Origin of the sequence: Microbispora sp. GKU 823 (assembly GCF_002027145.1) — a bacterium.
In the GTDB taxonomy this organism is placed as follows: Bacteria; Actinomycetota; Actinomycetes; order Streptosporangiales; family Streptosporangiaceae; genus Microbispora; species Microbispora siamensis.
The window spans coordinates 25,154-49,438 of record NZ_MWJN01000026.1; the positions used below are offsets into that span (position 1 = coordinate 25,154).

21 protein-coding genes and 2 pseudogenes are annotated in these 24,285 nt (G+C 72.4%); 11 read left to right on the forward strand and 12 right to left on the reverse strand.

Annotation, left to right across the window (positions count from 1 at the left end; translation table 11 throughout):
- Window positions 1–135: 135 nt before the first annotated feature.
- Together B1L11_RS16110 and B1L11_RS16115 are read right to left on the reverse strand one after the other, a co-directional pair.
- Complete coding sequence (locus tag B1L11_RS16110) at window positions 136–1,086, reverse strand: YafY family protein (RefSeq protein ID WP_239109250.1); 951 nt, start codon at window positions 1,084–1,086, stop codon at window positions 136–138.
- Window positions 1,083–2,024, reverse strand: coding sequence for a YafY family protein (locus tag B1L11_RS16115; protein ID WP_079315236.1), 942 nt, complete (start codon window positions 2,022–2,024; stop codon window positions 1,083–1,085). Before B1L11_RS16115 ends, B1L11_RS16110 begins: the two co-directional genes overlap by 4 nt.
- 39 nt (window positions 2,025–2,063) lie before the next feature.
- On the opposite strand from B1L11_RS16115, the gene B1L11_RS16120 reads away from it, so the two are divergent.
- Complete coding sequence (locus B1L11_RS16120; protein ID WP_079315237.1) at window positions 2,064–3,131, forward strand: DUF3866 family protein; 1,068 nt, start codon at window positions 2,064–2,066, stop codon at window positions 3,129–3,131.
- On the opposite strand, the gene B1L11_RS16125 is transcribed toward B1L11_RS16120, so the two are convergent.
- On the reverse strand, window positions 3,077–3,553 hold the full coding sequence (locus B1L11_RS16125; RefSeq protein ID WP_079315238.1) for a DUF3291 domain-containing protein: 477 nt from the start codon (window positions 3,551–3,553) through the stop codon (window positions 3,077–3,079). The genes B1L11_RS16120 and B1L11_RS16125 overlap by 55 nt on opposite strands.
- A 30-nt stretch (window positions 3,554–3,583) precedes the next feature.
- Window positions 3,584–4,225 (reverse strand): transcriptional regulator, encoded by a 642-nt coding sequence (locus tag B1L11_RS16130; protein ID WP_256862588.1) that lies wholly within the window; start codon window positions 4,223–4,225, stop codon window positions 3,584–3,586.
- A 166-nt stretch (window positions 4,226–4,391) separates the two neighbouring features.
- Between B1L11_RS16130 and B1L11_RS16135 the strand changes: the two genes are divergently transcribed.
- Entirely contained in the window at window positions 4,392–5,267 is an 876-nt protein-coding gene (locus B1L11_RS16135; protein ID WP_306291660.1) for a chitosanase, read from the forward strand.
- A 60-nt stretch (window positions 5,268–5,327) separates the two neighbouring features.
- Here the strand turns inward: B1L11_RS16135 and B1L11_RS16140 are convergent, their stop codons facing one another.
- The 4 genes and pseudogenes from B1L11_RS16140 to prcB form a co-directional block, all read right to left on the reverse strand.
- Window positions 5,328–6,290 carry an FKBP-type peptidyl-prolyl cis-trans isomerase gene (locus B1L11_RS16140; protein WP_079315239.1) on the reverse strand — a complete coding sequence of 321 codons (963 nt, stop codon included), beginning with the start codon at window positions 6,288–6,290 and terminating at the stop codon, window positions 5,328–5,330.
- Window positions 6,291–6,361: 71 nt separating this feature from the next.
- Window positions 6,362–7,720, reverse strand: a complete 1,359-nt coding sequence (gene pafA, locus B1L11_RS16145; RefSeq protein WP_079315240.1) for a Pup--protein ligase — start codon at window positions 7,718–7,720, stop codon at window positions 6,362–6,364.
- A gap of 1,028 nt (window positions 7,721–8,748) precedes the next feature.
- Window positions 8,749–9,439, reverse strand: a pseudogene (gene prcA, locus B1L11_RS16150) (proteasome subunit alpha); the annotation flags it as partial.
- A gap of 21 nt (window positions 9,440–9,460) precedes the next feature.
- Window positions 9,461–10,276 (reverse strand): proteasome subunit beta, encoded by an 816-nt coding sequence (gene prcB, locus B1L11_RS16155; protein WP_079315241.1) that lies wholly within the window; start codon window positions 10,274–10,276, stop codon window positions 9,461–9,463.
- Window positions 10,277–10,509: 233 nt separating this feature from the next.
- Between prcB and B1L11_RS16160 the strand changes: the two genes are divergently transcribed.
- The 8 genes and pseudogenes from B1L11_RS16160 to B1L11_RS50940 all read left to right on the forward strand — a co-directional run bounded on the left by B1L11_RS16160 (window position 10,510) and on the right by B1L11_RS50940 (window position 19,968).
- Window positions 10,510–11,883, forward strand: coding sequence for an extracellular solute-binding protein (locus B1L11_RS16160; protein WP_079315242.1), 1,374 nt, complete (start codon window positions 10,510–10,512; stop codon window positions 11,881–11,883).
- Window positions 11,870–12,760, forward strand: coding sequence for a carbohydrate ABC transporter permease (locus B1L11_RS16165; RefSeq protein WP_079315243.1), 891 nt, complete (start codon window positions 11,870–11,872; stop codon window positions 12,758–12,760). Before B1L11_RS16160 ends, B1L11_RS16165 begins: the two co-directional genes overlap by 14 nt.
- Complete coding sequence (locus B1L11_RS16170; RefSeq protein ID WP_079315244.1) at window positions 12,757–13,581, forward strand: carbohydrate ABC transporter permease; 825 nt, start codon at window positions 12,757–12,759, stop codon at window positions 13,579–13,581. The genes B1L11_RS16165 and B1L11_RS16170 overlap by 4 nt, the downstream gene beginning before the upstream one ends.
- The gene (locus B1L11_RS16175) at window positions 13,578–14,636 is read left to right on the forward strand and encodes an ABC transporter ATP-binding protein (protein ID WP_079315245.1); all 1,059 of its coding nucleotides are present in this window, start codon (window positions 13,578–13,580) and stop codon (window positions 14,634–14,636) included. The genes B1L11_RS16170 and B1L11_RS16175 overlap by 4 nt, the downstream gene beginning before the upstream one ends.
- Window positions 14,633–15,904 carry a CehA/McbA family metallohydrolase gene (locus tag B1L11_RS16180; protein WP_079315246.1) on the forward strand — a complete coding sequence of 424 codons (1,272 nt, stop codon included), beginning with the start codon at window positions 14,633–14,635 and terminating at the stop codon, window positions 15,902–15,904. The genes B1L11_RS16175 and B1L11_RS16180 overlap by 4 nt, the downstream gene beginning before the upstream one ends.
- A gap of 66 nt (window positions 15,905–15,970) precedes the next feature.
- Window positions 15,971–17,185, forward strand: a complete 1,215-nt coding sequence (locus tag B1L11_RS16185; RefSeq protein ID WP_256862589.1) for a Gfo/Idh/MocA family protein — start codon at window positions 15,971–15,973, stop codon at window positions 17,183–17,185.
- A gap of 13 nt (window positions 17,186–17,198) precedes the next feature.
- Window positions 17,199–18,191 (forward strand): annotated as a pseudogene (locus tag B1L11_RS54860) (alpha-mannosidase); the annotation flags it as partial.
- 133 nt (window positions 18,192–18,324) lie between these two features.
- The gene (locus B1L11_RS50940) at window positions 18,325–19,968 is read left to right on the forward strand and encodes a glycoside hydrolase family 38 C-terminal domain-containing protein (RefSeq protein WP_256862592.1); all 1,644 of its coding nucleotides are present in this window, start codon (window positions 18,325–18,327) and stop codon (window positions 19,966–19,968) included.
- 193 nt (window positions 19,969–20,161) lie between these two features.
- Here the strand turns inward: B1L11_RS50940 and B1L11_RS16195 are convergent, their stop codons facing one another.
- Window positions 20,162–20,371, reverse strand: a complete 210-nt coding sequence (locus B1L11_RS16195; RefSeq protein ID WP_079315247.1) for a ubiquitin-like protein Pup — start codon at window positions 20,369–20,371, stop codon at window positions 20,162–20,164.
- A gap of 304 nt (window positions 20,372–20,675) precedes the next feature.
- Here B1L11_RS16195 and B1L11_RS16200 point away from each other — a divergent pair, with 304 nt between their 5' ends.
- Window positions 20,676–21,767 (forward strand): serine/threonine-protein kinase, encoded by a 1,092-nt coding sequence (locus B1L11_RS16200; protein WP_143737308.1) that lies wholly within the window; start codon window positions 20,676–20,678, stop codon window positions 21,765–21,767.
- Between the two features lie 67 nt (window positions 21,768–21,834).
- On the opposite strand, the gene B1L11_RS16205 is transcribed toward B1L11_RS16200, so the two are convergent.
- The 3 genes from B1L11_RS16205 to B1L11_RS16215 are packed head-to-tail and all read right to left on the reverse strand — an operon-like array spanning window position 21,835 to window position 24,183.
- Window positions 21,835–22,164: a PepSY domain-containing protein gene (locus tag B1L11_RS16205; RefSeq protein ID WP_079315248.1), complete on the reverse strand. Its 330-nt coding sequence runs from the start codon at window positions 22,162–22,164 to the stop codon at window positions 21,835–21,837.
- A 35-nt stretch (window positions 22,165–22,199) separates the two neighbouring features.
- Window positions 22,200–23,486 carry a HAMP domain-containing sensor histidine kinase gene (locus tag B1L11_RS16210; protein ID WP_079315249.1) on the reverse strand — a complete coding sequence of 429 codons (1,287 nt, stop codon included), beginning with the start codon at window positions 23,484–23,486 and terminating at the stop codon, window positions 22,200–22,202.
- 4 nt (window positions 23,487–23,490) lie between these two features.
- Entirely contained in the window at window positions 23,491–24,183 is a 693-nt protein-coding gene (locus B1L11_RS16215) for a response regulator transcription factor (RefSeq protein ID WP_079315250.1), read from the reverse strand.
- Window positions 24,184–24,285 lie beyond the last annotated feature (102 nt).

A 24,285-nucleotide genomic window follows, 5' to 3' on the forward strand; every position in this document is an offset into this window, starting at 1 on the left:
CCCTTGGCCCGCTTGACCTCGGCGTGCAGGTCGCGCGCCGCGGCCAGCACGCGGGCGCCGGCCACGCGAGGACGGCGAGCCCGGCCACGGCCACCGCGGACAGGGCGAAGAGCAAAGTCATGTCACTTTCCCAGGTCACACGGTTTCGTAGTTGGCCAGCGCCTGCTTGGCGGTGGCCGTCACCCGCTCGGCGAGGGACGCCGGGGACAGCACCCGGCCGCTGTCGCCCAGCCGGAGCGCGAGCCGTACCAGCCAGGACTGGTCGCGGGCCCGCAGGGAGACGCGCAGACGGCCCTCACCGAGCTCGGCGACCTCCTCGCAGGGGTAGTACTCCGCCACCCAGCGGCCCGCCGGGGTCAGCTCCAGCTCCACCAGCTCGTCGCTGTCCGACGGCCGGAACACGCCCTTGGCGACGTCCATCGGCTCGGCCTCGGCCGGCGGATCGGCCGGCACGTCGAGGACCTCGACCTCGATGATCCGGTCGAGGCGGAACATGCGCATCGCCTCGGCGCGGTAGCACCAGCCCTCCAGGTAGTGCCGCCCGTCCACGAGCACGACCCGCAGCGGATCGACCTCCCTGGGGGTGATCTCGTCGCGCCCCGGCACGTAGTAGCGCAGCGACAGCCTGCGGCCCCTGCGGGCGGCGTCGGTGATCACGGCGTGGGCGTCCGGGGCCGCGCCGATCTCCACCTGGACCTGGCTGCTCACCGTGGCCGCGCCCTCGCCTGCCGCCTGCTCCAGCTTGGCGATGACCCGTCCGAGCACGTCGCGGCCCTGGAACTCGGGCAGTTCGTCGAGCATGCGCAGCGCGACGAGCAGCGCGCTCGCCTCGTCCACGCCGAGCTTGAGCGGCCGGGCGATCGCCTCGGCGTTGTCGATGAGGATCTCGCCGCCGTCCCACGAGACGTCGATCAGGTCGCCGGGCGTGTGCCCGGGCAGGCCGCACATCCAGACGAGCTGGAGGTCGTCGATGAGCTGCTTTTCCGACAGGCCGAACAGTCGCGCCACCTCGGGCACCTGCGCGCCCGGATGCGACATCAGGTACGGCACGAGCGCCAGCAGCCGCGGCAGCCGGTCCGAACTCACTGCAACGCCCCCTTCAGACGGCGGATCACGGCCTCGCGCGCGTCCGGCGGGTCAAGCACGACGGCGTCCTGGCCGAGGCTGGCCAGCCACCCGGCCAGCCGTTCCGCGTCGGCGAAGGTCACCTCGGCCTCGTCCCACTCCCCCGGCCCGGTACGCACGGCCTGGGCGGCGTGCCGCAGGCCGAGGCACGTGCCCTTGCGCACGCGCACCAGGGCGACCCGCTCGTTCGGCAGCTCCTGGTAGCCCACCATGGCGCGCAGGTCCAGCCCCTCAGGCACGGTGAAGGCCCCCGGCCGCCCGAGCGTGGACACGGCCCCGGTGATCCGGCTCAGCCGGAAGACCCGGGCGGCGCCGCGGTCGCGGTCGTGCCCGACCAGGTACCACCGGCCGCGCCTGCTGACGACCCCCCACGGCTCGACCGTCCGCCGCAGCACCGACTCGCTGCCGGCCGACCGGTAGTCGAAGGCGACCGCGCGCCGGTCCCGCACGGCCTCCCACAGCGCGGGGAAGGCGGGGTCTCGGGTGTCCACCCGCAGCTCCAGCGGGCTCTCCGTGAGGTCGGCGTGCACGCCGCCCGCGGTCAGCTTCAGCACCGCCCCGCTGGCCGCCTCGGCGAGGCTCGCCCGCTGCCACACCTGCGCGGCCAGGCCGATGACGGCGGCCTCGTCGGGTTCCAGGGTGATCTCGGGCAGCTCGTACGCCTCGCGCACGATCCGGTAGCCGGGGTCGTCCTCCCAGGGGTCCTTGTGGACCTCGATGGGGATGCCGATCTCGCGCAGCTCGTTCTTGTCGCGCTCGAACATGCGCTGGAAGGCCTCGTCGTTGTCCGGGTCGTACCCGGGGACGGCCTGCCGGATCTGCTCCGCGCTCAACGGCCGCCGCGTCGCGAGCAGGCAGATCACCAGATTGAGCAGCCGCTCGGTCTTCCGCCGCGACATCGGGCCTCCCTTCCAGTGGAGAACGCTACCCTTTTCGGCGTGATCAGATGGCGCAAGGGCGAAGTGGTGCGGGTCCGGCGCGAGTGGCCGGGAGCGGTGGAACTCGACGTCGCCGTCGCCGAGGGCGAGTGCCGGGCGCTCGCCTATCCCCCGCTGGTGGGACGCCCTGAAGTGGGCGACACCGTGCTGCTCAACACGACCGCCCTCGCCATGGGTCTCGGTACGGGAGGGTACGCCATGGTGGTGGCCGTCCCGGACCGTTTACCGCAAGATCCTTCCGGCCCCGGTCACCTGGTGAAAGCACGCTACACCCCGTTGCAGGCCACCGTGCTCGGCGCGGACGAGCAGGAGTCCCCGCACCACGAGGCGCTGCGGGAGGCCGACTCGGTCGACGGCATGCCCGTGGTGGTCGCCGACCTGCACTCCGCCCTGCCCGCGATCCTGTGCGGTCTGTACGCGGACTCTCCGGGGATCAGGGTGGCGTACGTGATGCAGGACGGCGGGGCGCTGCCGGCCTGGTTCTCGATGTCGTGCGCGGCGCTGCGCGAGCGCGACTGGCTGTGCGGGGTGGTGACGACCGGCCAGTCCTTCGGCGGGGACGTCGAGGCGGTGACGCTGCACACCGGCCTGCTGGCCGCCCGCCACGTGCTCGGCGCCGACGTCGCCGTGGTCACGCAGGGGCCGGGCAACCTCGGCACCGGCACCCGCTGGGGATTTTCGGGCGTCGCCGCGGGCGAGGCGGTGAACGCCGCCGCCGTGCTGGCCGGGCGGCCCGTGGCCGCGCTGCGGGTCAGCGAGGGCGACCGCCGCGAACGGCACGTCGGGGTGTCGCACCACTCGCTCACGGCGTACGGCCGGGTCGCGCTGGCCCCGGCCCAGGTCGTCGTGCCGGACCTGCCCGGCGCGTTCGGGGCGACGGTGCGCGAGCAGGCCGCGGCCCTGGCCACGCGCCACGAGATCGTGACCGTACCGGTGGAGGGCCTGCACGAGGCGCTCAAGGCGTCGCCCGTGCGGCTGTCCACCATGGGCCGCGGCCTGGAGGAGGACCTGGCCTACTTCGTGACCTCCGCCGCCGCCGGGAGGCACGCGGCGTCACTGCTGTCGTAGAAATCCTTGAACGTGAACGCCTCCGGGCCCGGCCCCTGGGTCCGGAGGAGGTCCAGGCGCGCCATGGCCTCGTCGAGCGGCGGCAGGTGGCCCTCGGGCACCCACCACATCACCGTGTACGGCTCGGCCATCCGGTGGAACCACTCCCGGCGGCGCCGCATCACCTCGAGATGTGCGCTGCGGTAGATGAAGTTCCACAACGTCTCGCGGGACTCCCAGACGGAGAGGTTCACGACCAGCATCGGTCCGTAGTCGTGCTGGATCAGGTCCGTGGGCTCATCGCCCTCCTTCATGCGCCAGACGAAGCCGGGCGCGGCGTCCGACACCTGGTAGATCGGCCCCAGAGCGGCGAGGAAGTCCGCCAGCGCGGGGGAGTCGAGGGGTTCCCGGAGATGGGCGACGTTGAGCTGGGCGAGATGCATGCCGCGATTCTATGTCAATCTACGTTGTTTTTAGAAGGCTGGAAGGCCACACAGCACTCCTCCGGTCTCGGGTCGAGCGTCGCGACGACCCCCGTCTCCCCCAGACCGGCGAGCAGTCCCTCGCACAGCGCGAGGTTCATCGAGCACACGAGCAGCGGATGACTGTCGGCCAGCACATGGAAGGGACAGTTGCGCAGCCGCACCCGCCCGTCCTCCTCGTACGGCTCGTAGCCGCGCGCACGCAGCACCTCCATGAGGTCGCCGGACGCGGCGTCGGCGGCGGCCAGGCGCCTCCCCCGCCCGCCGCGCGGCCTCCTCGGCCTTCTCCTCGCCGCCCAGCAGGTCGACGGTCTCCGCCAGCACGAGTGCGAGCGTGCGGTAGTCGCGGGGCGGCAGGCTCACGGCCCGCTCCTCACGCACCCGCCGGTAGACCTTCGCCGGGCGGCCGCCGCCGGGGCCGGCCCTGCCGCTCAGCCGCCGAAAGCCCGCCTCCAGCAGGCCCGCCTCCACCAGCTTGTCCAGATGGTGGGCCGCCAGCGTGCGCTGGACGCCGGTCGCCTCGGCCGCCTCGTTGCGGCCCACGTCCCGCCCCTGCTCGGCCACGAACCGGTACAGCGCCCGCCGTACGGGATCGCCGAGAACGCTGATCGACTCCAGGTCGTCGCTCGTCACAGCCGGAGTCTAGGCGGGGTGGCAGGGAGGCCGTTGACAGCGCCGGGGACTGCTGCTTTCATTAGGAAACCTTACTAACTAAACCCCCCTCACGGAGGGCTCACCCCCGCCCGCGCCCCCTTCCCGCCACGACGCACGGCCGCGGGCGGAGAACGGAGCGACGCACGTGAAAGACCCGCTGATCAGGCGCACTCCCCGGCGCGCTGCTCTGCTGCTCGTGGCCGCCGCCGCGGCCGTACTCCCCGCGAACGCGGCGGGAGCCGTCACCGGCGGCCCGGCCTCTCCGGCCTCCTCCGCCCGGGAGGCCGTGAAGGTCACCGTCAAGGCGCCGGTCGACCTCACGGACCCGAAGAAGAAGGAGATCGCGATGGAGCTCGTCTCCAGCGCGGAGAACTCCTCACTCGACTGGAAGGCCCAGTACAAGTACATCGAGGACATCGACGACGGGCGCGGCTACACCGCCGGGATCATCGGCTTCTGCTCCGGCACCGGCGACATGCTCGACCTGGTCGAGCTCTACACGACCCGCAAGCCCGGCAACGTGCTGGCCAAGTATCTGCCCGCGCTGCGGAAGGTCAACGGCACCGACTCGCACAAGGGGCTCGACCCGGACTTCCCCAAGGACTGGCGCACCGCCGCCGCCGATCCCGTCTTCCAGCAGGCGCAGAACGACGAGCGCGACCGGGTCTACTTCAACCCCGCCGTGGCCCAGGCCAAGGCCGACGGCCTGCGCGCGCTCGGGCAGTTCGTCTACTACGACGCCATCGTGATGCACGGCCCCGGCACCGACCCGGTCAGCTTCGGCGGCATCCGCAAGACGGCCATGAAGAAGGCGAAGACCCCGGCGCAGGGCGGCGACGAGGTCGCCTACCTCAACGCGTTCCTCGACGCCCGCAAGGCGGCGATGAAGACCGAGGAGGCGCACAGCGACACCAGCCGGGTCGACACCGCCCAGCGGGTGTTCCTCAAGAACGGCAACCTCGACCTCGACCCGCCGCTGCGCTGGAAGGTCTACGGCGACAGCTACCAGATTCTCGGCTGACGCCCGTACGGCAGGGCCCCTCCCACCGGACGGTGAGAGGGGCCCTGCTTGCCGCGGGTGTCAGGCCGCGCCGAGGACGTCCACGACGAAGACGAGCGTGTCGGTGCCCTTGATGCCGCCCTGGGCGTTGCCCTCCTTGCCGTAGCCGAGGTCCGGCGGGATCGAGATGAGCACGCGGCTGCCGACCGGGACGCCGGTCAGGCCCTGCGCCCAGCCCTTGACGACCTGGTTGAGCGCGAACGTGGCGGGCTGGCCGCGCTCCCAGCTGGAGTCGAACTGCTTGTCGGTGCCCCAGATCTTGCCGACGTAGTGGGCGAGGACTGTCTGGTCGGCCTTCACCTCCGGGCCGTTCCCCTTGATCACGGTCTTGACGACCAGCTTCTTGGGCGCCTTCTCACTGGTCTTGGTGGTCAGCGTCGGGGCCTTGTCGCCGCCGGCGTTCTCGACCTTCACGCCGGTGACGCCGGGGTCGACGGCGGTGCCCTGGACGGACTTCAGCGCCGCCGACAGCACGTCGATGACCAGCACCTGCGACGTGGTGTTGAAGTCCTGGCCCTGCTGCTTGGCCTGGTCGAGCTGCTCCGCGCTCAGGTTGTCCTTGGCGACCACGGCCATCACCCGGCCGCCCGGCTTGGCGCCGACGAGCGCCTCGTGCAGCGCCTTGGGCAGCTGCGGGCTGACCGAGACGAACTCCGACTTGCCCTGGTCGTAGTCGGAGCCGGCCGCCTTGTTCTCCTTGCCGTCCCAGTTGTAGACGGTGACGTTGGCGGTGAGGACGTCGCCGTCCTTGGCCGGGGTGCCCTGACCCTCGATGACCTTGATGGAGGCGGACGTGAGCGAGGGCTTGCCCGCCGGGAAGGTCACGGTGGGCTTCTTGCCGGCCTCTCCCGTCACCTTGATGGCCGAGGCGGCGGCCTGGCCACTGGAGGTGGGGCTCGCGCTGGACGCGCTCTTCTGCGCGGTTCCGCAGGCGGCGGCGAGCAACAGGGGTAGGACGGCGACGAGTGCCGTACGACGGCGCATATGGGAATCCTCAAACAGACAGCGGGTCCGGGCCAGGCTACCCGAACCCGCCGTCAGAGCGGTGTAAGAGATCACATGCCCGCGATGAGCTTGTCGACCCTCTCGTCCACGCTGCGGAACGGATCCTTGCACAGCACCGTCCGCTGGGCCTGGTCGTTGAGCTTCAGGTGCACCCAGTCGACGGTGAAGTCGCGCCGCTTCTCCTGGGCCTTGCGGATGAACTCGCCGCGCAGCTTGGCCCGTGTGGTCTGCGGCGGAACCGACTTGGCCTCGAAGATGCGGACGTCGTCGGCCACCCTCTCGACGGCCCCCCGCTTCTGCAGGAGATAGAACAGCCCGCGCTTGCGGTGGACGTCGTGGTAGGCCAGATCGAGCTGCGCGACGCGCGGCGACGACAGCGGCAGGTCGTACTTCTGTCTGTAACGTTCAATCATCTGGTACTTGGTGACCCAGTCGATCTCCCGCGAGACGAGGTCGAGGTCGCCGGTCTCGACCGCCCGCAGCGTGCGCTCCCACAGCTCCAGCACCCGCTTGGCAGTGGCGTCCCCGCCGCGCCGGTCGACGAAGTCCTGCGCCTTGGTCAGGTACTCCTGCTGGATCTCCAGCGACGAGGCCTCGCGGCCGTTGGCCAGGCGCACTCTGCGCCGGCCCGTCATGTCGTGGGACACCTCCCGGATCGCCCTGATGGGGTTCTCCAGGGACAGGTCGCGCATCACCACGCCCGCCTCGATCATGCGCAGCACCAGGTCGGTGGCGCCGACCTTGAGCAGCATCGTGGTCTCGCTCATGTTCGAGTCGCCCACGATGACGTGCAGCCGACGGAACCGCTCGGCGTCCGCGTGCGGCTCGTCACGGGTGTTGATGATCGGCCGGGACCGGGTGGTCGCCGAGGAGACGCCCTCCCAGATGTGCTCGGCCCGCTGGGAGACGCAGTAGACCGCTCCGCGCGGCGTCTGCAGCACCTTGCCCGCGCCGCAGATGATCTGGCGCGTCACCAGATAAGGGATCAGGACGTCGGCCAGCCGCCCGAACTCCCCGTGCCGGCCCACGAGGTAGTTCTCGTGGCAGCCGTAGGAGTTGCCGGCCGAGTCGGTGTTGTTCTTGAACAGGTAGATGTCTCCTGCGATGCCCTCCTCGCGGAGCCGCTTCTCGGCGTCCACGAGGAGGCCCTCCAGGATCCGCTCCCCCGCCTTGTCGTGGGTGACCAGCTCCACGACGTTGTCGCACTCAGGGGTGGCGTACTCGGGATGGCTGCCCACGTCCAGGTAGAGACGTGCGCCGTTACGCAGGAAGACGTTGCTCGATCGGCCCCAGGACACCACTCGCCGGAACAGGTACCGCGCCACCTCGTCCGGCGACAGCCTCCGCTGCCCGCGGAACGTGCAGGTGACGCCGTACTCGTTCTCCAGCCCGAATATGCGTCGATCCATCACCTCACACTATTCCCATAAACCGGCGGCCGAACAGTGATCAGGCGGGGGAATGACGAGAAGGAGCGGTCAGGCGGCGTAAATCTCCGTCACCTTGACGATCTGCCCGCCCCGGACGGTGATGAGCGCCCGCAGGTCGCCCGCGTCGGCCCGCAGGATCAGCTTGTCACGAGAGCAGCGCTGGGTGCCGAGGTACTGGCTGTCGATGGTCTGGTCCTTGCCGTCGCAGCCGAGCGCGCTGAGGAACACCACGTTCTTCGCGATGGGCGCGGCGAAGGCCATCCCGTCGCCCTCCGGCGGCCCCTCGAAGTGGCCGCTGGTGCTGCCGCCGTACTCCTTGACGAACTTGACGGGCCGATACTCCGCCACGTTCTCGTCGTGCATGGCGACAAGCTGGCCGCGTACGACACCGTCCCTGCTGGGGCTGAGCCCCTTGGTGAAGTCGTGCCCGGGGTCCGACTGGAGGGTCCCGCCGAAGGGGGCCGGCGCCTTGTCCGTGATCGGCGGCCCGGCCTTGCCCGGCTTCGGCGTCGGCGCGGTCGTGGCCGAACCGGTGGGCGTGTCCACCGTCGGGGTGCCGGAGGCCGCCGGGTCGGCGGACGGCTCCGCGGGCGACGCCGGAGCCGTCACCGTCACGGTGGCGGTCACGGTGGGCGAGGCCGAGGTGCCGGAGGCTCCGGAGCACGCGCTCAGCGACAGGAGGGCGACGGCCGCGGCCGGAACGCCCGCGCGCCGCAAGAGATCAAGAGTCGTCATAACCGGATGAGAGTAGCGAAATCGGAGTTGGGCTGAGCCGAAACGCCCGAGCGGGCCCATGAGACGGCGGCGCCGCGCCCCCGACGAGGGCGCGCGCCGCGGCCGTACGGACGAAGGGACGGGGCTACTCGCCGGAGCCCGTGTCGATGTCGCCCTCGGGGCGATCGGCGGGGTGCCGCCGGGAGCCTGCCCGGCCTGGTCCTGTTCGGCCTGTGCCTGCTCCACCGGGGCCTGCTCGGCGGCGGGCTGCTGCGCGCCCTCCTGGCCCTCCTTGGCGGCCTCCAGGAGCTTCTCCAGGCGGGGGCCGGTCAGGCGCAGGAACTTGCGGTGCTCCCTGCCCCGGTCGAGGACGGCGACCTCGATCTGGGTCACCGGGGGACGCTCCCCTCCCGGCTCGGTCAGGGCGGCCAGCGCGGCGTCGAGGGCCTGCGGCAGCGGCAGTCCCTCGCTGTAGCGCTCCTTCAGGCGTCCTCCGACGGCGTCGGCCTGGCCGCCGATCACGGCCATGCCCTGCTCGTCGAAGACGGAGCCGTCGAAGGTGATCCGGTAGATCTGGTCGTCCTCGGGGGCGTCGCCGACCTCCGCGACGACGATCTCCACCTCGAACGACTTGATCGACTCGGTGAAGATCATGCCGAGGTGCTGGGCGTACAGGTTCGCCAGACCGCGGCCGGTGACGTCACTGCGGTTGAACGTGTAGCCGTTGATGTCCGCGTAGCGGATGCCGGCCAGGCGGAGCGACTCGAACTCGTTGTAGCGCCCCACCGCGGCGAAGCCGATGCGGTCGTAGATCTCACTGATCTTGTGCAGCGCCTTGGACGGGTTGGGCGCCACGAACAGGATGCCGTCGGCGTACTGCATCACGACCACGCTGCGACCGCGAGCGATGCCCTTGCGGGCATACTCCGCCCTGTCCCGCATGATCTGCTCGGGCGAGGCATATCCTCCGAAGGGGATGGACACCGGGGGTGATCCTCTCTTGGGTTAGCGCAGCGGCGCGGTCGGACCTTCGGGGGCGGTCATCCGCCTCTCCAGCATGGACTCCACGAACTCCGCGATCTCGTCGTCCGGGAGGCGGCGGAAGCCGTCGGCGGTGATGACGGCCACGACCGGCCAGATCTTCCGCATCACGTCGGGGCCGCCGGTCGCCGAGTCGTCGTCGGCGGCGTCGTACAGGGCGTGCAGGCAGGCCAGGACGGTGTCCTGCGGGCTGGAGTTCTCCCGGTAGAGCTTCTTGAGCGAGCCCCGGGCGAAGATCGAACCCGAGCCGATCGAGTGGAACTCCTTCTGCTCGTACGGCCCGCCGCCCACGTCGTAGCTGAAGATCCGCCCGGTGTCGCGGGTCGGGTCGTAGGCCGCGAAGAGCGGCACGACCACGAGGCCCTGCATGGCCATGGGCAGGTTGCCGCGGATCATGGTGGCCAGGCGGTGCGCCTTGCCCTCGGTCGACAGCGAGCGACCTTCGGTCTTCTCGTAGTGCTCCAGCTCGACCCGGTAGAGCCGGGCCAGCTCCAGGCCGGTGCTCGCGGTGCCCGCGATGCCCATGCAGGAGTAGTCGTCGGTGCGGAACACCTTCTCGATGTCCCGCTGCGAGATGATGTTCCCGGAGGTCGCACGCCTGTCGCCCGCCATCACCACGCCGCCGGCGCAGGTCGCCGCGACGATGGTGGTCGCGTGCGGGATCTCGTCTCCCACCGGCGCCGCCAGCGACTCGTTGCGGGCGGGCAGCAGGTTCGGCGCGTGCACGCCTAGGAACTCCGAGAACGACGACGATCCCGTATATGTGAAGAGGCTGTTCATCCAGGCTGGCTGAGATGCCACGCGACTCCCTCCAAGCGTGCGTTGTTACGCCCGACCATACTCAGGTCTCAGCACTGGTTGCACTCTTCCCGATCAGCTCAGCGCGAACCAGACATCCCGCAAGAGGCCGGGCGTGCGTCCCTTACTCGTTCACCAAACCGTTTCTTTACGTGTTGGTAATCGCGTGCGAGGGTCGATTTGTCCGTACGTCAGGACTTACGGGGAGGTCGATCATGAGACCTGCGCTCGCGGTGGCGGCGGTGGCCCTGCTGGCTCTGGGCGCGTGCGGCACCGGCGGCTCCGGCGATTCCGCAGACGGGGACGTCACCCTGACCATCACGGCCAACGCGATCTCCGGCGGCAAGAACGCCGAGACCGCCGACTGGACGGCCACGTGGGTCATCCCCCGGTTCGAGGCCGCGCAGAAGGCCAAGGGCCGTGACGTCCGCGTGGTGTTCCAGCCGAGCGGCGTGGACGACGAGCAGTACAAGACCAAGGTCGCCCTCGACCTCAAGTCGCGGGCGGGCGCCGACGTCATCGACCTCGACGGCATCTGGGTGGGCGAGTTCGCCCAGGCCGGGTACATCAAGCCGCTCGCCGAGGTCGCCGGTCCCGAGGCGGACTCCTGGGAGGGCTGGAGCCAGATCCCGCAGGCCGTGCAGGGCCTCGGCACGTTCGAGGGCAGGAGGTACGGCCTGCCCCAGGGCACCGACGGGCGGGTGCTGTTCTACAACAAGACCCTGTTCCGCAAGGCCGGCCTGCCGGACCGCTGGCAGCCGCGGAGCTGGCAGGAGATCCTCGACGCCGGCGCGGCGCTCAGGAGGGCCGGGGTGCCGGTCCCGATCCAGATCGACGCCGGCACCGCCATGGGCGAGGCGACCAGCATGCAGGGCGCGCTGCCGCTGCTGGCGGGCGCGGGGGCGCAGATCTACGCCGACGGCAAGTGGACCGGCGCCTCCCGTGCGCTCAGGGACGTGCTGGACTTCTACCGGCAGGTCTACTCCGGCGGCCTCGGCGACCCCAGGCTCCAGCAGGAGGCGCGGGGACGGGACAAGTCGTTCGCCCAGTTCGCCGAGGGCAGGATCGGGATCCTGGCGGAGGGCGACTACTTCTGGCGGTCGGTGATCGAGCCGAAGGCCGGGGTCGCCCCGATGAAGGACCGCGACTCCGTCGTCGGATACGCCCTGATCCCCGCCCAGCGCCCCGGCGCGGGCATCCGGGGCCAGGACTTCGTCAGCATGTCCGGCGGCGCCGTACGCGTGCTCAACCCCAACTCCAAGAACCCGAAGCTGGCCTGGGAGCTGCTGTCGTTCATGCACTCGGCCGAGGCCACCACGTCGCAGCTCGCCGGGGCCGCCAGGATCACCGCGCGTAAGGACGTGAACGACACGGTGCTGGGGGCCGACCCGATGCTGAAGTTCGTCTCCGACGAGGTCCTGCCCCTCACGGCGTACCGGCCGCCGCTGGCCGTCTACCCGCAGGTGTCGGTCGCCCTGCAGGAGGCCACGGCCGCGGTCGTGTCGGGCACGAGCGTGGACGAGGCGGCCGCCGCCTACCAGCGCAAGGTCGAGTCCCTCGTCGGCGGACCCGCCCATGTCTCGTCCTGATCCGGGGACGCTGAGCGCGCCTCGCGCGCTGACGTTCGTGGTGCCGGCGCTGGTGCTGATCGGGGTGTTCCTGGTCTTCCCCGCGCTGTGGACCGTCTACCTGGGCCTCACGGACTACCGTCTGACGGGCCTGGCGGCGGCCGATCCCCGGGTGGTCGGGGCGGCCAACTACGCCGAGGCGCTGGGCGACGAGCGGTTCCGCACGTCGCTGTGGCTCACCGTGCAGTTCGTGCTCGGCTCGGCCGTGCTCGGGCAGGCGGTGCTCGGGTTCGCGATCGCGTGGGCGCTGCGCGACCGGCGGGGGCCGCTGAAGAGCGTCACCGAGGGGCTGGTGCTGCTCGCGTGGATCCTGCCGTCGTCGGTCGTCGCGTTCCTGTGGATCGCGCTGCTCGACCGCGACGGCGGGACGCTGAACGCGATCCTGCACACGCCCGGCTTCGCCTGGCTGCTCGACCACCCCATGGCGTCGATCATCGTGTTCAACGTCTGGCGGGGCACGGCGTTCTCGATGATGCTGTACGGCGCGGCGCTGGAGAACGTGCCGCCGTCGCATCTGGAGACCGCCCGGCTCGCCGGCGCCTCGACGCTCCAGCAGCTCAGGGACGTGGTCCTCCCGCACATCAAGGGGCACGTGCTGACGAACCTGCTGCTGATCACGCTGTGGACGTTCAACGACTTCACGGCCTTCCAGCTCACCGCCGGAGGCCCCGACGGGCGGTCGGAGATCCTGCCCGTCTACATCTACAACGTCGCGATGAGCGGCGGCAGGCTCGGTTTCGGCGCGGCGGTCTCCTTCCTCGTCCTCGTGGTGAACCTGGTCCTGGCGTTCGCCTACCTGCGCCTTCTGCGGTCGAGGGGGGAGGTGAGGCCGTCATGACGCCGGTGCGTCACGTGCTGGGGACCCTCGGGCGGGCCACCTTCCTGGCCCTGGTGCTGGGGTTCTTCGCGCTGCCGCTGCTGTGGCTGGCCTCGGCGCCGTTCGACGCGCATCCGTCGATCACGGCATCGGTGCCGGACTTCACGCTGGCGAACTTCCGGGCGCTGCTGGACAACCCGTACGCGCTGGGCTCGCTGCGCAACTCGCTGATCCAGGCGTGCGGCAGCGCGGCCCTGGTCGTGACGCTGGCCGCGCTGGCGGCGTACGCGCTGTCGCGGGCGCGGGTGCCCGGCCGCGACGCGCTGCTGTACGTGCTGCTGCTCCTGTCGTCGGTGGTGACGGGGACGGCGGCGATGGTGCCGCTGTTCGAGCTGGCGACCCGGCTGAACCTGATCGACACCCACCTCGGCGTCGTGCTCACCCTGTCGGGCGGCCTGCTGCCCGCCGCGATCTTCATCCTGAAGGACTTCATGGACGCCACGCCCACGTCCTATGAAGAGTCGGCGCGGGTCTTCGGCGCGTCGCCGGGACAAGTGCTGCGGCACGTCGTGATCCCGCTGGTGCGGCCCGGTCTGGCGACGATCGCGGTGTGGGCGGTCGCCAACGTCTGGGGCAGCTTCCTGCAGCCGTTCATCCTGCTGCGCGACCCGGACAAGGCCCCGGGCGCGGTCATCCTCTACACGCTCTACACCGAGGGCGGCGCGCCGCGCCTCGACGTGATCTCGGCGTTCTCGCTGCTCTACTCGCTGCCGGTAGTGGTGATGTACGTGTTCGTCAGCCGGAGGTACGGCTTCCGCTTCCACGGGGGGATCAAGCGGTGATCGCGTTGCGCGGCCTGACCAAGGAGTTCCCCGGCGGGGTGCGGGCGATCGACTCGCTCGACCTGGAGATCGGCGACGGCGAGTTCTTCGCGCTGCTCGGCCCGTCGGGCTGCGGCAAGACGACGCTGCTGAGGACGATCGCCGGACTGGAGACCCCCACCTCGGGGCGGATCGAGATCGGGGGCGTGGACGTGACCGGGACGCCTCCGGGACGGCGGGACGTCGCGATGGTCTTCCAGGACTACGCGTTGTTCCCGCACATGGACGTGACCGCCAACATCGCCTATCCGCTGCGGATCAGAAAGGTCCCCCGGGCCGAGCGCGAGGCGAAGGCCGCCGAGACCGCGTCCCGGCTCAGCCTGTCGGAGCTGCTGGACCGCAGGCCCGGTCAGTTGTCCGGCGGGCAGCAGCAGCGGGTGGCGCTCGCCCGCGCGGTCGCCTGCCGTCCGAAGGCGTTCCTGTTCGACGAGCCGCTGTCGAACCTGGACGCGCGGCTGCGCCTGGAGGCCCGCACGTTCCTCAAGCGCCTGCAGCGCGAGCTGGCGGTGACCACGGTCTTCGTCACGCACGACCAGAGCGAGGCGCTCGCGCTGGCCGACCGCATCGCGGTCATGTCGGCCGGGCGGATCACGCAGCTCGGCACGCCGTCCGAGGTGTTCCGCCGCCCGGCCACCACGTTCGTGGCCTCCTTCATCGGATCCACGCCGATGAACCTGCTGCCGGGCGTCGCCGGGGACGGCGTGCTGCGGGTGGCCGGGGCCGAGTTCCCCCTGCCGGTCGGCACGCCCGAGGGCGAGGTCCTGTACGGCCTGCGGCCCGAGTACGCCGACCTGACCACCCGGGAGCCCGGGGAGAAGGGGGCGTTCTGCGGGAAGGTGGCGGTGGTGGAGAACCTCGGCACGGCCCATCTCGTCACGCTGGAGTGCGCGGACCACCTGCTCCAGGTGGTGGTCCCCGAGGGCGCCGAGCCCCCGCCGGGGACGGCCGCCTGGGTGGTGCCCCGCCCGGGCCGGGCGCTGCTCTACCGCGACGACACCCTGGTGGGTGGCGCGTGACGACCAGGGCCGCGATCAGCGGGACGTGGACGCTGGACGACCGGCTGGCCGGGCCGGTGGCCGAGGTGCCGGTGGAGGTGCGGCCCGGCACGGCCGCCCTCACGGTGCGCCTGTCCTACGACCGGTCGGTCGGCGTGCTCGACCTCGGCTGCGCCGGGCCGGCCGGGTTCCGCGGCTGGTCGGGCGGCGCGCGCTCCGAATACACCATCACCCCCTCCTGGGCCACCCCCGGCTACCTGCCCGGGGAGATCGAGCCCGGGGTGTGGCGGGTGCTGGTCGGGCTGCACCGGGTGCCCCTCGGCGGCCTGCCGTACGAGATCAGGGTGATCAGGCACGTGCGGCCGCCCGTCCGGCCGCGCCGGCGCCGCACCCGCTTCTCCCGCGTGCCGGGGCCCGTCCCGCCCGAGCCCGCCGCCGTACGGCGCCGCCTGCCGTCGCCGCCGGGATACCGCTGGCTCGCCGGGGACCTGCACGCGCACACCGACCACTCGGACGGGACGCTGACCGTCTACGAACTGGCCTGCGTGGCGGCCGCGGCCGGGCTGGACTTCCTCGCGGTGACCGACCACAACACCGTCAGCCATCACGCGGAACTCGCGGCGGCCTCGGCGCTGGCCGGTCTCGTGCTCGTGCCGGGGCAGGAGGTGACCACCGACCTCGGGCACGCCGGCGCGCTCGGGGACGTCGGCTGGATCGACTTCCGGCGGCCCCCCGACGAGTGGGCGAAGGCCGTACGCGACCGGGGCGGGGTGCTGTCGGTCAACCATCCGGTGGCGGCCGACTGCGCCTGGCGGCACCCGATGACCGACCGGCCGCGGGTCGTCGAGCTGTGGCACTGGAGCTGGTGGGACCGCACCTGGGGCGCGCCGCTGGCCTGGTCACAGGCCTGGACGCGCGATTCGACCGGCGACCCGGCCGGCGACCTCGTGGTGGTGGGCGGCGGCGACTACCACCGGCCCGAGGAGGGTCACCTGCCCGGCGCGCCGACGACGTGGGTGCTCGCCGAGGGCGACGGCCGGGGCTCCGAGGCGGCCGGGGCGGTCGTACGGGCCGTGGCGGAGGGGCGGACGGCGGTGTCGGCCTCCCCCGGCGCCCCGCTGCTGCTGCGGCTGGAGGACGAGTTCCTCGCCGTGGACGCCGACGGGCTGGTGCTGTGGGGCCCGCAGACCCGGCGGGTGGTCCGGGGAGACCTCGCCCTCCTGCCGGCCCGGCCCGGGGTGCACCGGCTGGAGACGCCCGCCAACGAGGTGATGGCCGTCTGCACGTGACGGGGTTGTGCTCCGCCACCGACGGGGAGGTGCAGGGCAGGTCGCCGAGCGGAGGAGGGTGAGGACGTGGAGACGGTGAAGGTGGGGATCGCCGGGCTTGGCGTGGTCGCGCAGGTCGTCTACCTGCCCCTGCTGGCCCGGCGGCGCGACCTGTTCCGGGTCGCGGCCGTGTGCGACCTCGACCGCGGGCACGCGGAGACGGTCGGCCGGGAGGCGGGCGTCCCGGCGTACGACGACCCGCTGACGATGCTCGACAGGGGCGGGTTCGACGCGCTGATCGTGCTCACGCCGGGGTCCCACGGGCCGCTGGTGCGGGCCGCCCTCGAACGCGGCCTGTGGGTGCTGTGCGAGAAGCCCGTCGCCTACAGCCGGGCCGAGCTGAGCGGGTTCTCCGGCGAACGGCTGATGGCCGGCTACATGAAGCAGTACGACCCGGCCTCCCAGCGGCTCGTGGAGGCGCTGCACGAGGCCGGCGGGCCGGAGGTCGTCCGCCACCTGGACGCCACCGTGCTGCATCCCTCGGAGGAGTCGCAGCTGCTGTTCGCCCGGGCGCGGTCCGGGCGGCCCGCGCCCGAACGGGTGGCCCCCTACGCGGAGGCCGACGAGCGGGCCCTCACCGCCGCGCTCGGCACGTCGTCCGAGCGGCTGCGGCGGCTGTACGCGGAGGTGCTGCTGAGCAGCCTGTGCCACGAGCTGTCGCTGATGCGGCTGTTCACGGGGTCTCCCGACACGGTGGACCACGTGGCCGTGTGGCCGGCGGAGGCGTACCCGCCGTCCCTGGAGGTCAGCGGGACGCTCGGAGGCGAGTGCTCCGGCAGGTACGGCATCCGCTGGCACTACCTGCCGAGCTACCCGGCCTACCACGAGGTCATGACGCTGCACCACGAGCACGGCTCGCTGGAGCTGCGCTTCCCCTCCCCCTATCTGCTGAACGCGCCCACCCGGCTGACGGTCACCTGCCGGATCGGCACCACCGAGCGGACGGTCGTCAACGAGGACGTCGCCGAGGCGTTCGAACGCCAGCTTCGCGCCTTCCACCGCTTCGTCACCCAGGAAGAACCGCCGCTCACCGGACTCGACGGGGCCCTGGAGGATATCGTCACGGCGCAGCGGATCGTGCACCGGTACGCGCGATGGGCGGGCATCCCCATCGGCGGGGAGTGCGCCCAGGAGGTGACCGGCGCCCCGCGGGAGGCGACCGCCGGGGCCGACGTCAGCAGCTACGCCGAGGAGGGCGGGAGTGGAGCCAGCGGTCACGCCGAGGAGAGCCTCAGCAGATAGCGACAGGATCGTGGTGGTCCCGCACACGCACTGGGACCGCGAGTGGTATCTGCCGTTCCAGCGGTTCCGGGTCGGGCTGGTGCGGGTGCTCGACGAGGTCCTGGACGCCATGGCCGCCGACCCCGCCTACCGCTTCACGATGGACGGCCAGCTCGCGGCGATCGAGGACTACCTGGAGATCCGGCCCGCGCGGCGCGGCGACGTCGCCCGCTTCGTCGCCGAGGGACGGCTGGCCGTCGGGCCCTGGCTGATCCTCGCCGACGAGTTCCTGTGCTCGGGCGAGACCCTGCTGCGCAACCTGGAGTACGGCATGCGCGGCGCCGCCGCGCTCGGCGGCGCCATGCCCGTCGGTTACCTGCCCGACCAGTTCGGCCACTGCGCCCAGATGCCGCAGATGCTGTCGCTGGCGGGGCTACGCGTGGCGTGCCTGTGGCGCGGCGTGCCCGCGCACGTGGACCGCGACGCCTTCGACTGGACCGGCGCAGACGGCACCACGATCAGGACCATCTACCTGCCCGGCGGGTACGGCAACGCCTTCGGCCTGTTCACCGGCCCGGCCGAGGGCATGCCCGACCGCGCGACGGCCTTCGTCTCCACGGCGGAGGGCTGGGCGACGGGCAGGACGCTGCTGGCGATGTACGGCGCGGACCACTCGGCGCCGGCTCGCGAGATCACCACCTCGGGGCTCCGCGTCGCCACCCTCGCCGAGGCTCTGGCCGGCTGTGACGGGCCCGGCGACGGGCTGCCTCGGGTGGCGGGCGAGTTGCGCTCGCACGCGCGGGCCAACATCCTGCCCGGCGTGATCTCGGCCCGGGTGCCGCTGAAGCAGGCCATGGCGCGGGCCGAGCGGGTCCTCACCCGCTACGCCGAGCCGATGTCCGCGCTGTGGCTCGCCGACCGGTCCGCCTGCGAGCGCCTCGTCGACATGGCCTGGCGGTCGGTGATCGCCTGCAGCGGGCACGACTCGGTCACCGGGTGCGGCTCCGACGAGACCGCCCAGCAGGTGGCCGCGCGGATCGCCGAGGCCGGGCAGACGGCCCAGGCGGTCGTGGACCTGGTCGCGGCGTCCCTCGCCGAGGCCGCGCCGAAGGGCGCGCTCGTGGTCGTCAACCCGTCCCCCGTTCGAGCGGACCGGCCTGGTGCTCGCCGACCTGCCGGAGGACCGCGCGTCCCTGGCGGACGGCCGGGGGCGTCCCGTCCCGCTTCAGCGGCTCGAACACGCTCCCACACTGCTCGACGAGACCGTCATGGACGACCTCTCGCAGCTTCTGGGGCGCGTCCACGAGCGGGAACTGTACGGCCACGAGATCGTCTCCTGGCACGCCGGGGACGGCGTGTTCACCGTCACCGTGAGCCGGCACGCCTCCGGCGCGTACGCCTACGAGGACCTGCGCCGGGCCGTCCTGGAGGCCGGTCCCGGGCCGTGGGTGGTCCGCACGGTGGCCGAGCCCGTCGTCACCGTGGCCGCGCTGGTCACCGTGCCACCGCTCGGCCGGGCCGTCCTCACCGCCCGTCCGCCCGCGTCCGGCCGGCCCGCCCCCGTCGCGGACGCCCTGCGGACCGACGCGTACGGGTTCGAGCCGGTGCTGGACAACGGGCTGCTGCGGGTGCGGGTGGCCGACGACGGGACGCTCTCGCTGCGCGGCGCGGACGGGACCGAGGTCCACGGCGTCGGGCGGATCGTCCACGGCGGGGACGCCGGGGACACCTACAACCACGCGCCCCCGCCGGACGACCGGCTCCTCGACCGGCCCTCCCGGGTCGTCGTCGAGGAGATCTGCTCCGGCCCGCTGACCGGCGCGTACGAGATCACGCGGGTGTACGACTGGCCGGCCGGGCTCGGCGACGACGGCGACGACGGCGACGGCGACGACGAGACCGTGCCGACGGCCGTCACGACCCGGGTGGAGCTCAGGGCGGGCGAGCCGTTCGCGCGGTGTGAGATCACCATGGACGTGCGCTGCCGCGACCACCGCGTCCGCTGGCACGCGCCGCTGCCCCGCAAGGCGGCCGAGTCGTACGCCGAAGGGCAGTTCGCCGTGGTGCGGCGTGGCCTGGCGGCCGAGGGCGGGGGCGGCGAGCGGCCGATCCCGACCTTCCCCGCCGAGTCCTTCGCCGCCGCGGGCGGCCTGGCCGTGCTGCTCGACCACGTCACCGAGTACGAGATCACCAGGGACGAGATCGGCGGGGACGGGACCGGGATGGCGCTGACGCTCGTGCGGTCCGTCGGTTATCTGTCCAGGAACCGCAACCCCTACCGCGACGAGCCCGCCGGGCCCGAGGTGCCCACCCCGGCCGCCCAGTGCCAGGGGCCGCTGACCGTGCGCTTCGCCGTCCTGCCGTACGCGGGCGAGTGGCACGAGGCCGGGCTGCCGAGGCTCGCCGAGGAGTTCCGCCACGATCTGCTGGCAGTACCGGGCGCAGGCGCCGCCGGTGCGGACGGCCCAGGCGCAGGCGGTCGCCTCGCGGTCGGCGGGAACGGCGTCGTGATGGCCGCCCTGCGCGAGCGGGACGGACGGCTGGAGGTCCGCCTGGTGGCCGAGCATCCCACGGCCACCGAGGCGGTCGTCCGGGGAGATTTCACCGCGGCCTGGACGGCCGGCGTGCTGGGCTCTCCCCTGAGCCCTCTGGAGGTGTCCCGCGACGAGGTGTCCCCAGACGTATTGCCCGACGTGTCGCCGGAAGATGAGGCCGACGGGCAGGGGCCCGCGGCGTCCTGGCGGACGGTGCGCGTCCCGCTGAAGCCCTTCGAGATCGCGACCGTGCATCTCGGCGGAGCCTGACGCCTCAGCCCGACGAGCCGGCCGTCAACGGGCCGGTGGATTCACTGAATCGTCAGGGCGGCTTCGTACACGCCCTCATCGCGGCGCGGTGGCGGCGGTGCGTCCGACGGGAGTTTCCGGGCCCGGCGGCGGCCCTGCCGGGGGGTGGTCCCCCCGGCGCGGCCACCACCGGCCCGGACGCCTCCCGCCGGGGCTACTGCCCGCCCTTCTGCACGTAGGAACGGACGAACTCCTCCGCGTTCTCCTCGAGGACCTCGTCGATCTCGTCCAGGATCGCGTCCACGTCGTCGGTGAGCTTCTCGTGACGCTCCTGGACGTCCGGGGACGCCTGCGCCTCGGTCTCTTCGACTTCGTGCTCCTGTCGCCCGGTCTGCTTCTGGCCGCCGGTCTCCTTGGTCGCCATCCCTGACACCTCCGCTGCTCGGGGGGACGCCTCTCCCCATATCTTCCCCGAACCGACCGACAATGCGCGCGAAAGAGCGCGCGATCTTCGGCCCGTCCGCTGTGGCCAGACAACCCGGTGAGCGCCGGGAAGGCAAACGCGCGGTGTCCGGCCCGGCGGCGGGCACCCCGGCCCGCCGGAACCACGCGCGTTAGACCGGATCGTTATCGAGGTCACACTCTTCGTGGCCGCCTTTCGGCACAGAGCGACCGCGTCCGGGACGACAATTGATGGATCACGGCACGACCTAGCGCACGGGTGGTCGATGGCATCGCACGCACGGCAACTGCTGGCGGATCGGTACAAACTGCTGACGCCCTTCCGGCGCGACGGCGGCGGGATCATGTGGCAGGCACACGATCTTCGCCTCAAGCGCGACGTCGCGATCAAGGAAGTGCAGCCGCCGTACCGGGTGGACGTGGCCGACCTGCCGGCCGCCCGCCGGCAGGCCCTGCGAGAGGCCCGTTCCGCGGCCCGGCTCAGCCACCCGGCCGTCATCACCGTGCACGACCTGCTGGAGGACAAAGGCCGTCTCTGGATCGTGACAGAGCTCCTGCAGGGCCTCACGCTGGGCGACACCGTCCGCCACCTCGGCCGGCTGCCGGTGCACTGGACCGCCTGGGTGGGCTTCCAGCTCCTGTCGGGCGTACGGCACGCGCACGCGATGGGCGTCGTCCACGGCGACATCCGGCCCGCCAACGTCATGCTGACCGAGGACCGGGTGGTGCTGACCGACTTCGGCATCGCCGCCTTCGACCGGGATCCCGCCGGGTCGACGACGGTGCCCGTGGCGCGGTCGGGCGCCTATCTCGCCCCGGAGCGGCTGCGCGGGAAGGGCCTGGCCCCCGCCGCCGACCTGTGGTCGTTCGGCGCGACGCTGTACTGCGGGGTCGAGGGGCGGCCGCCGTACCCGACCTCGGGCCCGCTGCCGGCCGCGGCGGTGCTGGGCCGCGAGCCGGAGCCGCCGCGCCGGGCGGGTCCGCTGCGGCCGTTGATCGAGGGCCTGTTGCGGCACGACCCGGACGAACGGCTCACGATCGACCAGGCGATGCACGTGCTCGTGGACGTGTTGCGGCGGCAGGGCATCCCGGCGGCGACGCCGGGCCGTACGGCCGGTGAGCTGCCCAGCCGCACCACGCCCAACACGGCGCCCGACACGGCGCCCAAAACGAGCGGAGCGCACCCGTCTGGCCGCTCCTCCGGCCACGGGTGGCCCCTTGCACCCCGGGAACTCGCAGCGCCCGGAGAACTCACCACCGGGCGCTTCCACGACGTGGATTCACGTCGCCGGGACAATCCCTACTGGCCCACCCCCACGACCGGGCCCCGTCGGCCCGGACCGCCACGCCTCCCGTAGGCTCCGAACCCCGGCGACTCCCCCGGGTTCGCGGCCGGGGAAGCCGCCCGTGCCCGCCTCCCTGTGATCAGTCGTCGTGGTGGGCGCGGAACTTGACGATCCGCCCGGTCGCGATCGCGACGTAGACCTCGTACTCCCGGTGGCTCTTGCGCAGCTCGACCTTCCAGGTGCGGTGGCCGTGCTCCCACTCGCGTTCGACCTCGGTCACCCGCGCGCCGGGCACCCGCCTCGTCGCGATCGCGATCGCCTGGCTCCGGGTGACCGAAGTCTGGGAGACGGAAGCGGAGGCGTTCGCGGAGAGAGGGGCGGGCACGGCGGCGGCGACGGCGGTTCCCCCGGCGGCCAGAGCGGCGACGGTGACGGCGGCGGCGAGAGCGATCTTCGTTGTCTTTCTCATGCCCCGAGGTTCGCAGCGATCATGCTAGGGCCGCGCTAAGAGATCCCTAAAACAGGGCCTGAGCCCAAGAGCAGGCGCACCTCGGCGCCCCCGAGATCCGATCGGCCGACGGCCAGGGAGCCGCCCGAGTCCTCGGCCACGCGGCGGGCGATGTCCAGCCCGAGCCCCGTCGAGCCCGCGCCGCTCTCCCCGCGTCGCGGCGGATCGCCGGGGCCGAAGCCGGGCCCGGCGTCCGAGACCGTCAGGGTCACCGCTCCACCCGGCCCGGAGGCCAGGCGTACGCGGAAGGACGTCCCGTCGGGGGTGTGCGCGAAGACGTTGCCGAGGAGCGCGTCGACGCAGTCGGCCAGGTCCTCGGCCGGGACCGCCACCGGCAGCGGGCCGGGCGCGAGGTCGAGCGCGAAGGCCCTGGACTGGTCCTCCGCCAGCACCGACCAGAATTCCACTCTGTCGCGCACCACCGCGACAGCGTCGCAGGAGGCCCGTTCCCTCGACCGCCGCCGCACATCGTTGATCACGGCCGTGACCGCCCGCTCCAGCGCGTCGACGCGGGCCTCCATCCTGGCCGCCTCGCCGGGGTCGGCCAGCGACTCCGCTTCGAGCCGCAGGCCGGTCAGAGGGGTGCGGAGCCGGTGGGAGACGTCCGCCACCGTCTCGCGCTCCTCGGCGAGCAGGTCGGAGATGCGTCCCGCGAGGTGGTTGAGGGCCAGGCCCGCCGTACGGACCTCGGGCGGGCCCTGCGGGGCCGCCCTGGCGGTAAGGTCGCCCTTCGCGAGGCGGTGGGAGACCTGGGCGAGCGCGGTGGTGGGCCGCACGACCGCGCGGGCGAGACGGTCGGCGACCAGGATGCCGACCCCCACCAGGGCGACCCCGAGGACCAGCAGCGCGAGCCACGTCCGGTGGACGCCGCGGTCGAGGTCGTCGTCGCCGAGGAAGGCGCGTACGACGGCGGTGCCGCCCGGCGCCCCCTGCACCGCCACCAGGATCTCCCTGCCGCCCGGCACGGCGGCGGTCAGGCTCCGGCCGCGTGCGGCCAGGTCGACGGCGCGGGTGCGGGCCGCCACGGCCCCGAGCACGCGGCCGTCCGCGAGGAAGACCGTGACGGGGTGCCCGCTCGACGCGCCCGCCTGTTCGGCGGTCAGCCGCAGCGTCTCCTCGTCCACCGCGCCGACGGCCACCGCGACGGACTCGGCGGCCCGGGTCGCGGAGGCGACTGCCTCGCTGTGCGCCACCGACCGCACCAGCAACGCCAACGGCACCAGCAGCGACACCAGGACGAGCGACGTGGTCGCCGCGACGAGGGCCGCGAGCCAGCGCCTCATCGGCTCACTCCCCGGGCGAAGGCGGCGCGGTCAGGCGCACGCCCACCCCGCGGACCGTCTGGAGATAGCGCGGCCGCTGGGCGGTCTCGCCGAGTTTGCGGCGCAGCCAGGACAGGTGGACGTCGACCGTCTTGTCGGTGCCCCCGTAGGGGATGCGCCAGACCTCGGTGAGCAACTCACGCTTGGTGACGACCTGGCCGGCCCGGGCCGCCAGATAGTGCAGCAGGTCGAACTCCCGCGGCGTCAGGTCCAGTGCCGCGCCGTCGAGCGTCGCCTCCCTGCTGCCCGGGTCCACCCGCAGCGTCCCCACCGTCAGGGAGGTGTCCGTACGCCCGGTGTCGACCCGGCGCAGCACGGCGCGGATGCGCGCGTCGAGTTGCGCGGCGCTGTAGGGCTTGACCACGTAGTCGTCCGCGCCGGCGTCGAGCAGGCGGACCATGTCGGCCTCCCCGTCCCTGGCGGTGGCGACGATGACCGGGACGCGGCTCACCGCGCGGAGCATGCGCAGCAGGTCGGCGCCGTCCATGTCGGGGAGGCCGAGGTCGAGCACGATCAGGTCGGGGCGGTCCTCGACGGCCGATCGCAGGCCGTCGAGGGCGGTGGAGGCGGAGGAGACGGCATGGCCGCGATCGCGCAGGCTCCGGGTGAGGGAGGTGCGGATGGGGGCGTCGTCTTCGATGAGCAGCACGCTTGGCATTTGAGCGCTACGGTAGCCGTCCGAGGAAAGCGGCATAAGTCCGTTATCCGGGCCTTAGCAATCCCTTAGCGTTCGCGGTGGAAGAGTGGGCGGCGTGAACAG

Bases quoted from the DNA above. Each gene is read 5' to 3' on its own strand.
- B1L11_RS16115 (WP_079315236.1), bottom strand. From the start codon at position 2,024: ATGTCGCGGCGGAAGACCGAGCGGCTGCTCAATCTGGTGATCTGCCTG.
- B1L11_RS16125 (WP_079315238.1), bottom strand. From the start codon at position 3,553: ATGCATCTCGCCCAGCTCAACGTCGCCCATCTCCGGGAACCCCTCGAC.
- B1L11_RS16140 (WP_079315239.1), bottom strand. From the start codon at position 6,290: ATGCGCCGTCGTACGGCACTCGTCGCCGTCCTACCCCTGTTGCTCGCC.
- pafA (WP_079315240.1), bottom strand. From the start codon at position 7,720: ATGGATCGACGCATATTCGGGCTGGAGAACGAGTACGGCGTCACCTGC.
- prcB (WP_079315241.1), bottom strand. From the start codon at position 10,276: ATGAACAGCCTCTTCACATATACGGGATCGTCGTCGTTCTCGGAGTTC.
- B1L11_RS16160 (WP_079315242.1), top strand. From the start codon at position 10,510: ATGAGACCTGCGCTCGCGGTGGCGGCGGTGGCCCTGCTGGCTCTGGGC.
- B1L11_RS16165 (WP_079315243.1), top strand. From the start codon at position 11,870: ATGTCTCGTCCTGATCCGGGGACGCTGAGCGCGCCTCGCGCGCTGACG.
- B1L11_RS16170 (WP_079315244.1), top strand. From the start codon at position 12,757: ATGACGCCGGTGCGTCACGTGCTGGGGACCCTCGGGCGGGCCACCTTC.
- B1L11_RS16195 (WP_079315247.1), bottom strand. From the start codon at position 20,371: ATGGCGACCAAGGAGACCGGCGGCCAGAAGCAGACCGGGCGACAGGAG.
- B1L11_RS16200 (WP_143737308.1), top strand. From the start codon at position 20,676: ATGGCATCGCACGCACGGCAACTGCTGGCGGATCGGTACAAACTGCTG.
- B1L11_RS16205 (WP_079315248.1), bottom strand. From the start codon at position 22,164: ATGAGAAAGACAACGAAGATCGCTCTCGCCGCCGCCGTCACCGTCGCC.
- B1L11_RS16210 (WP_079315249.1), bottom strand. From the start codon at position 23,486: ATGAGGCGCTGGCTCGCGGCCCTCGTCGCGGCGACCACGTCGCTCGTC.
- B1L11_RS16215 (WP_079315250.1), bottom strand. From the start codon at position 24,183: ATGCCAAGCGTGCTGCTCATCGAAGACGACGCCCCCATCCGCACCTCC.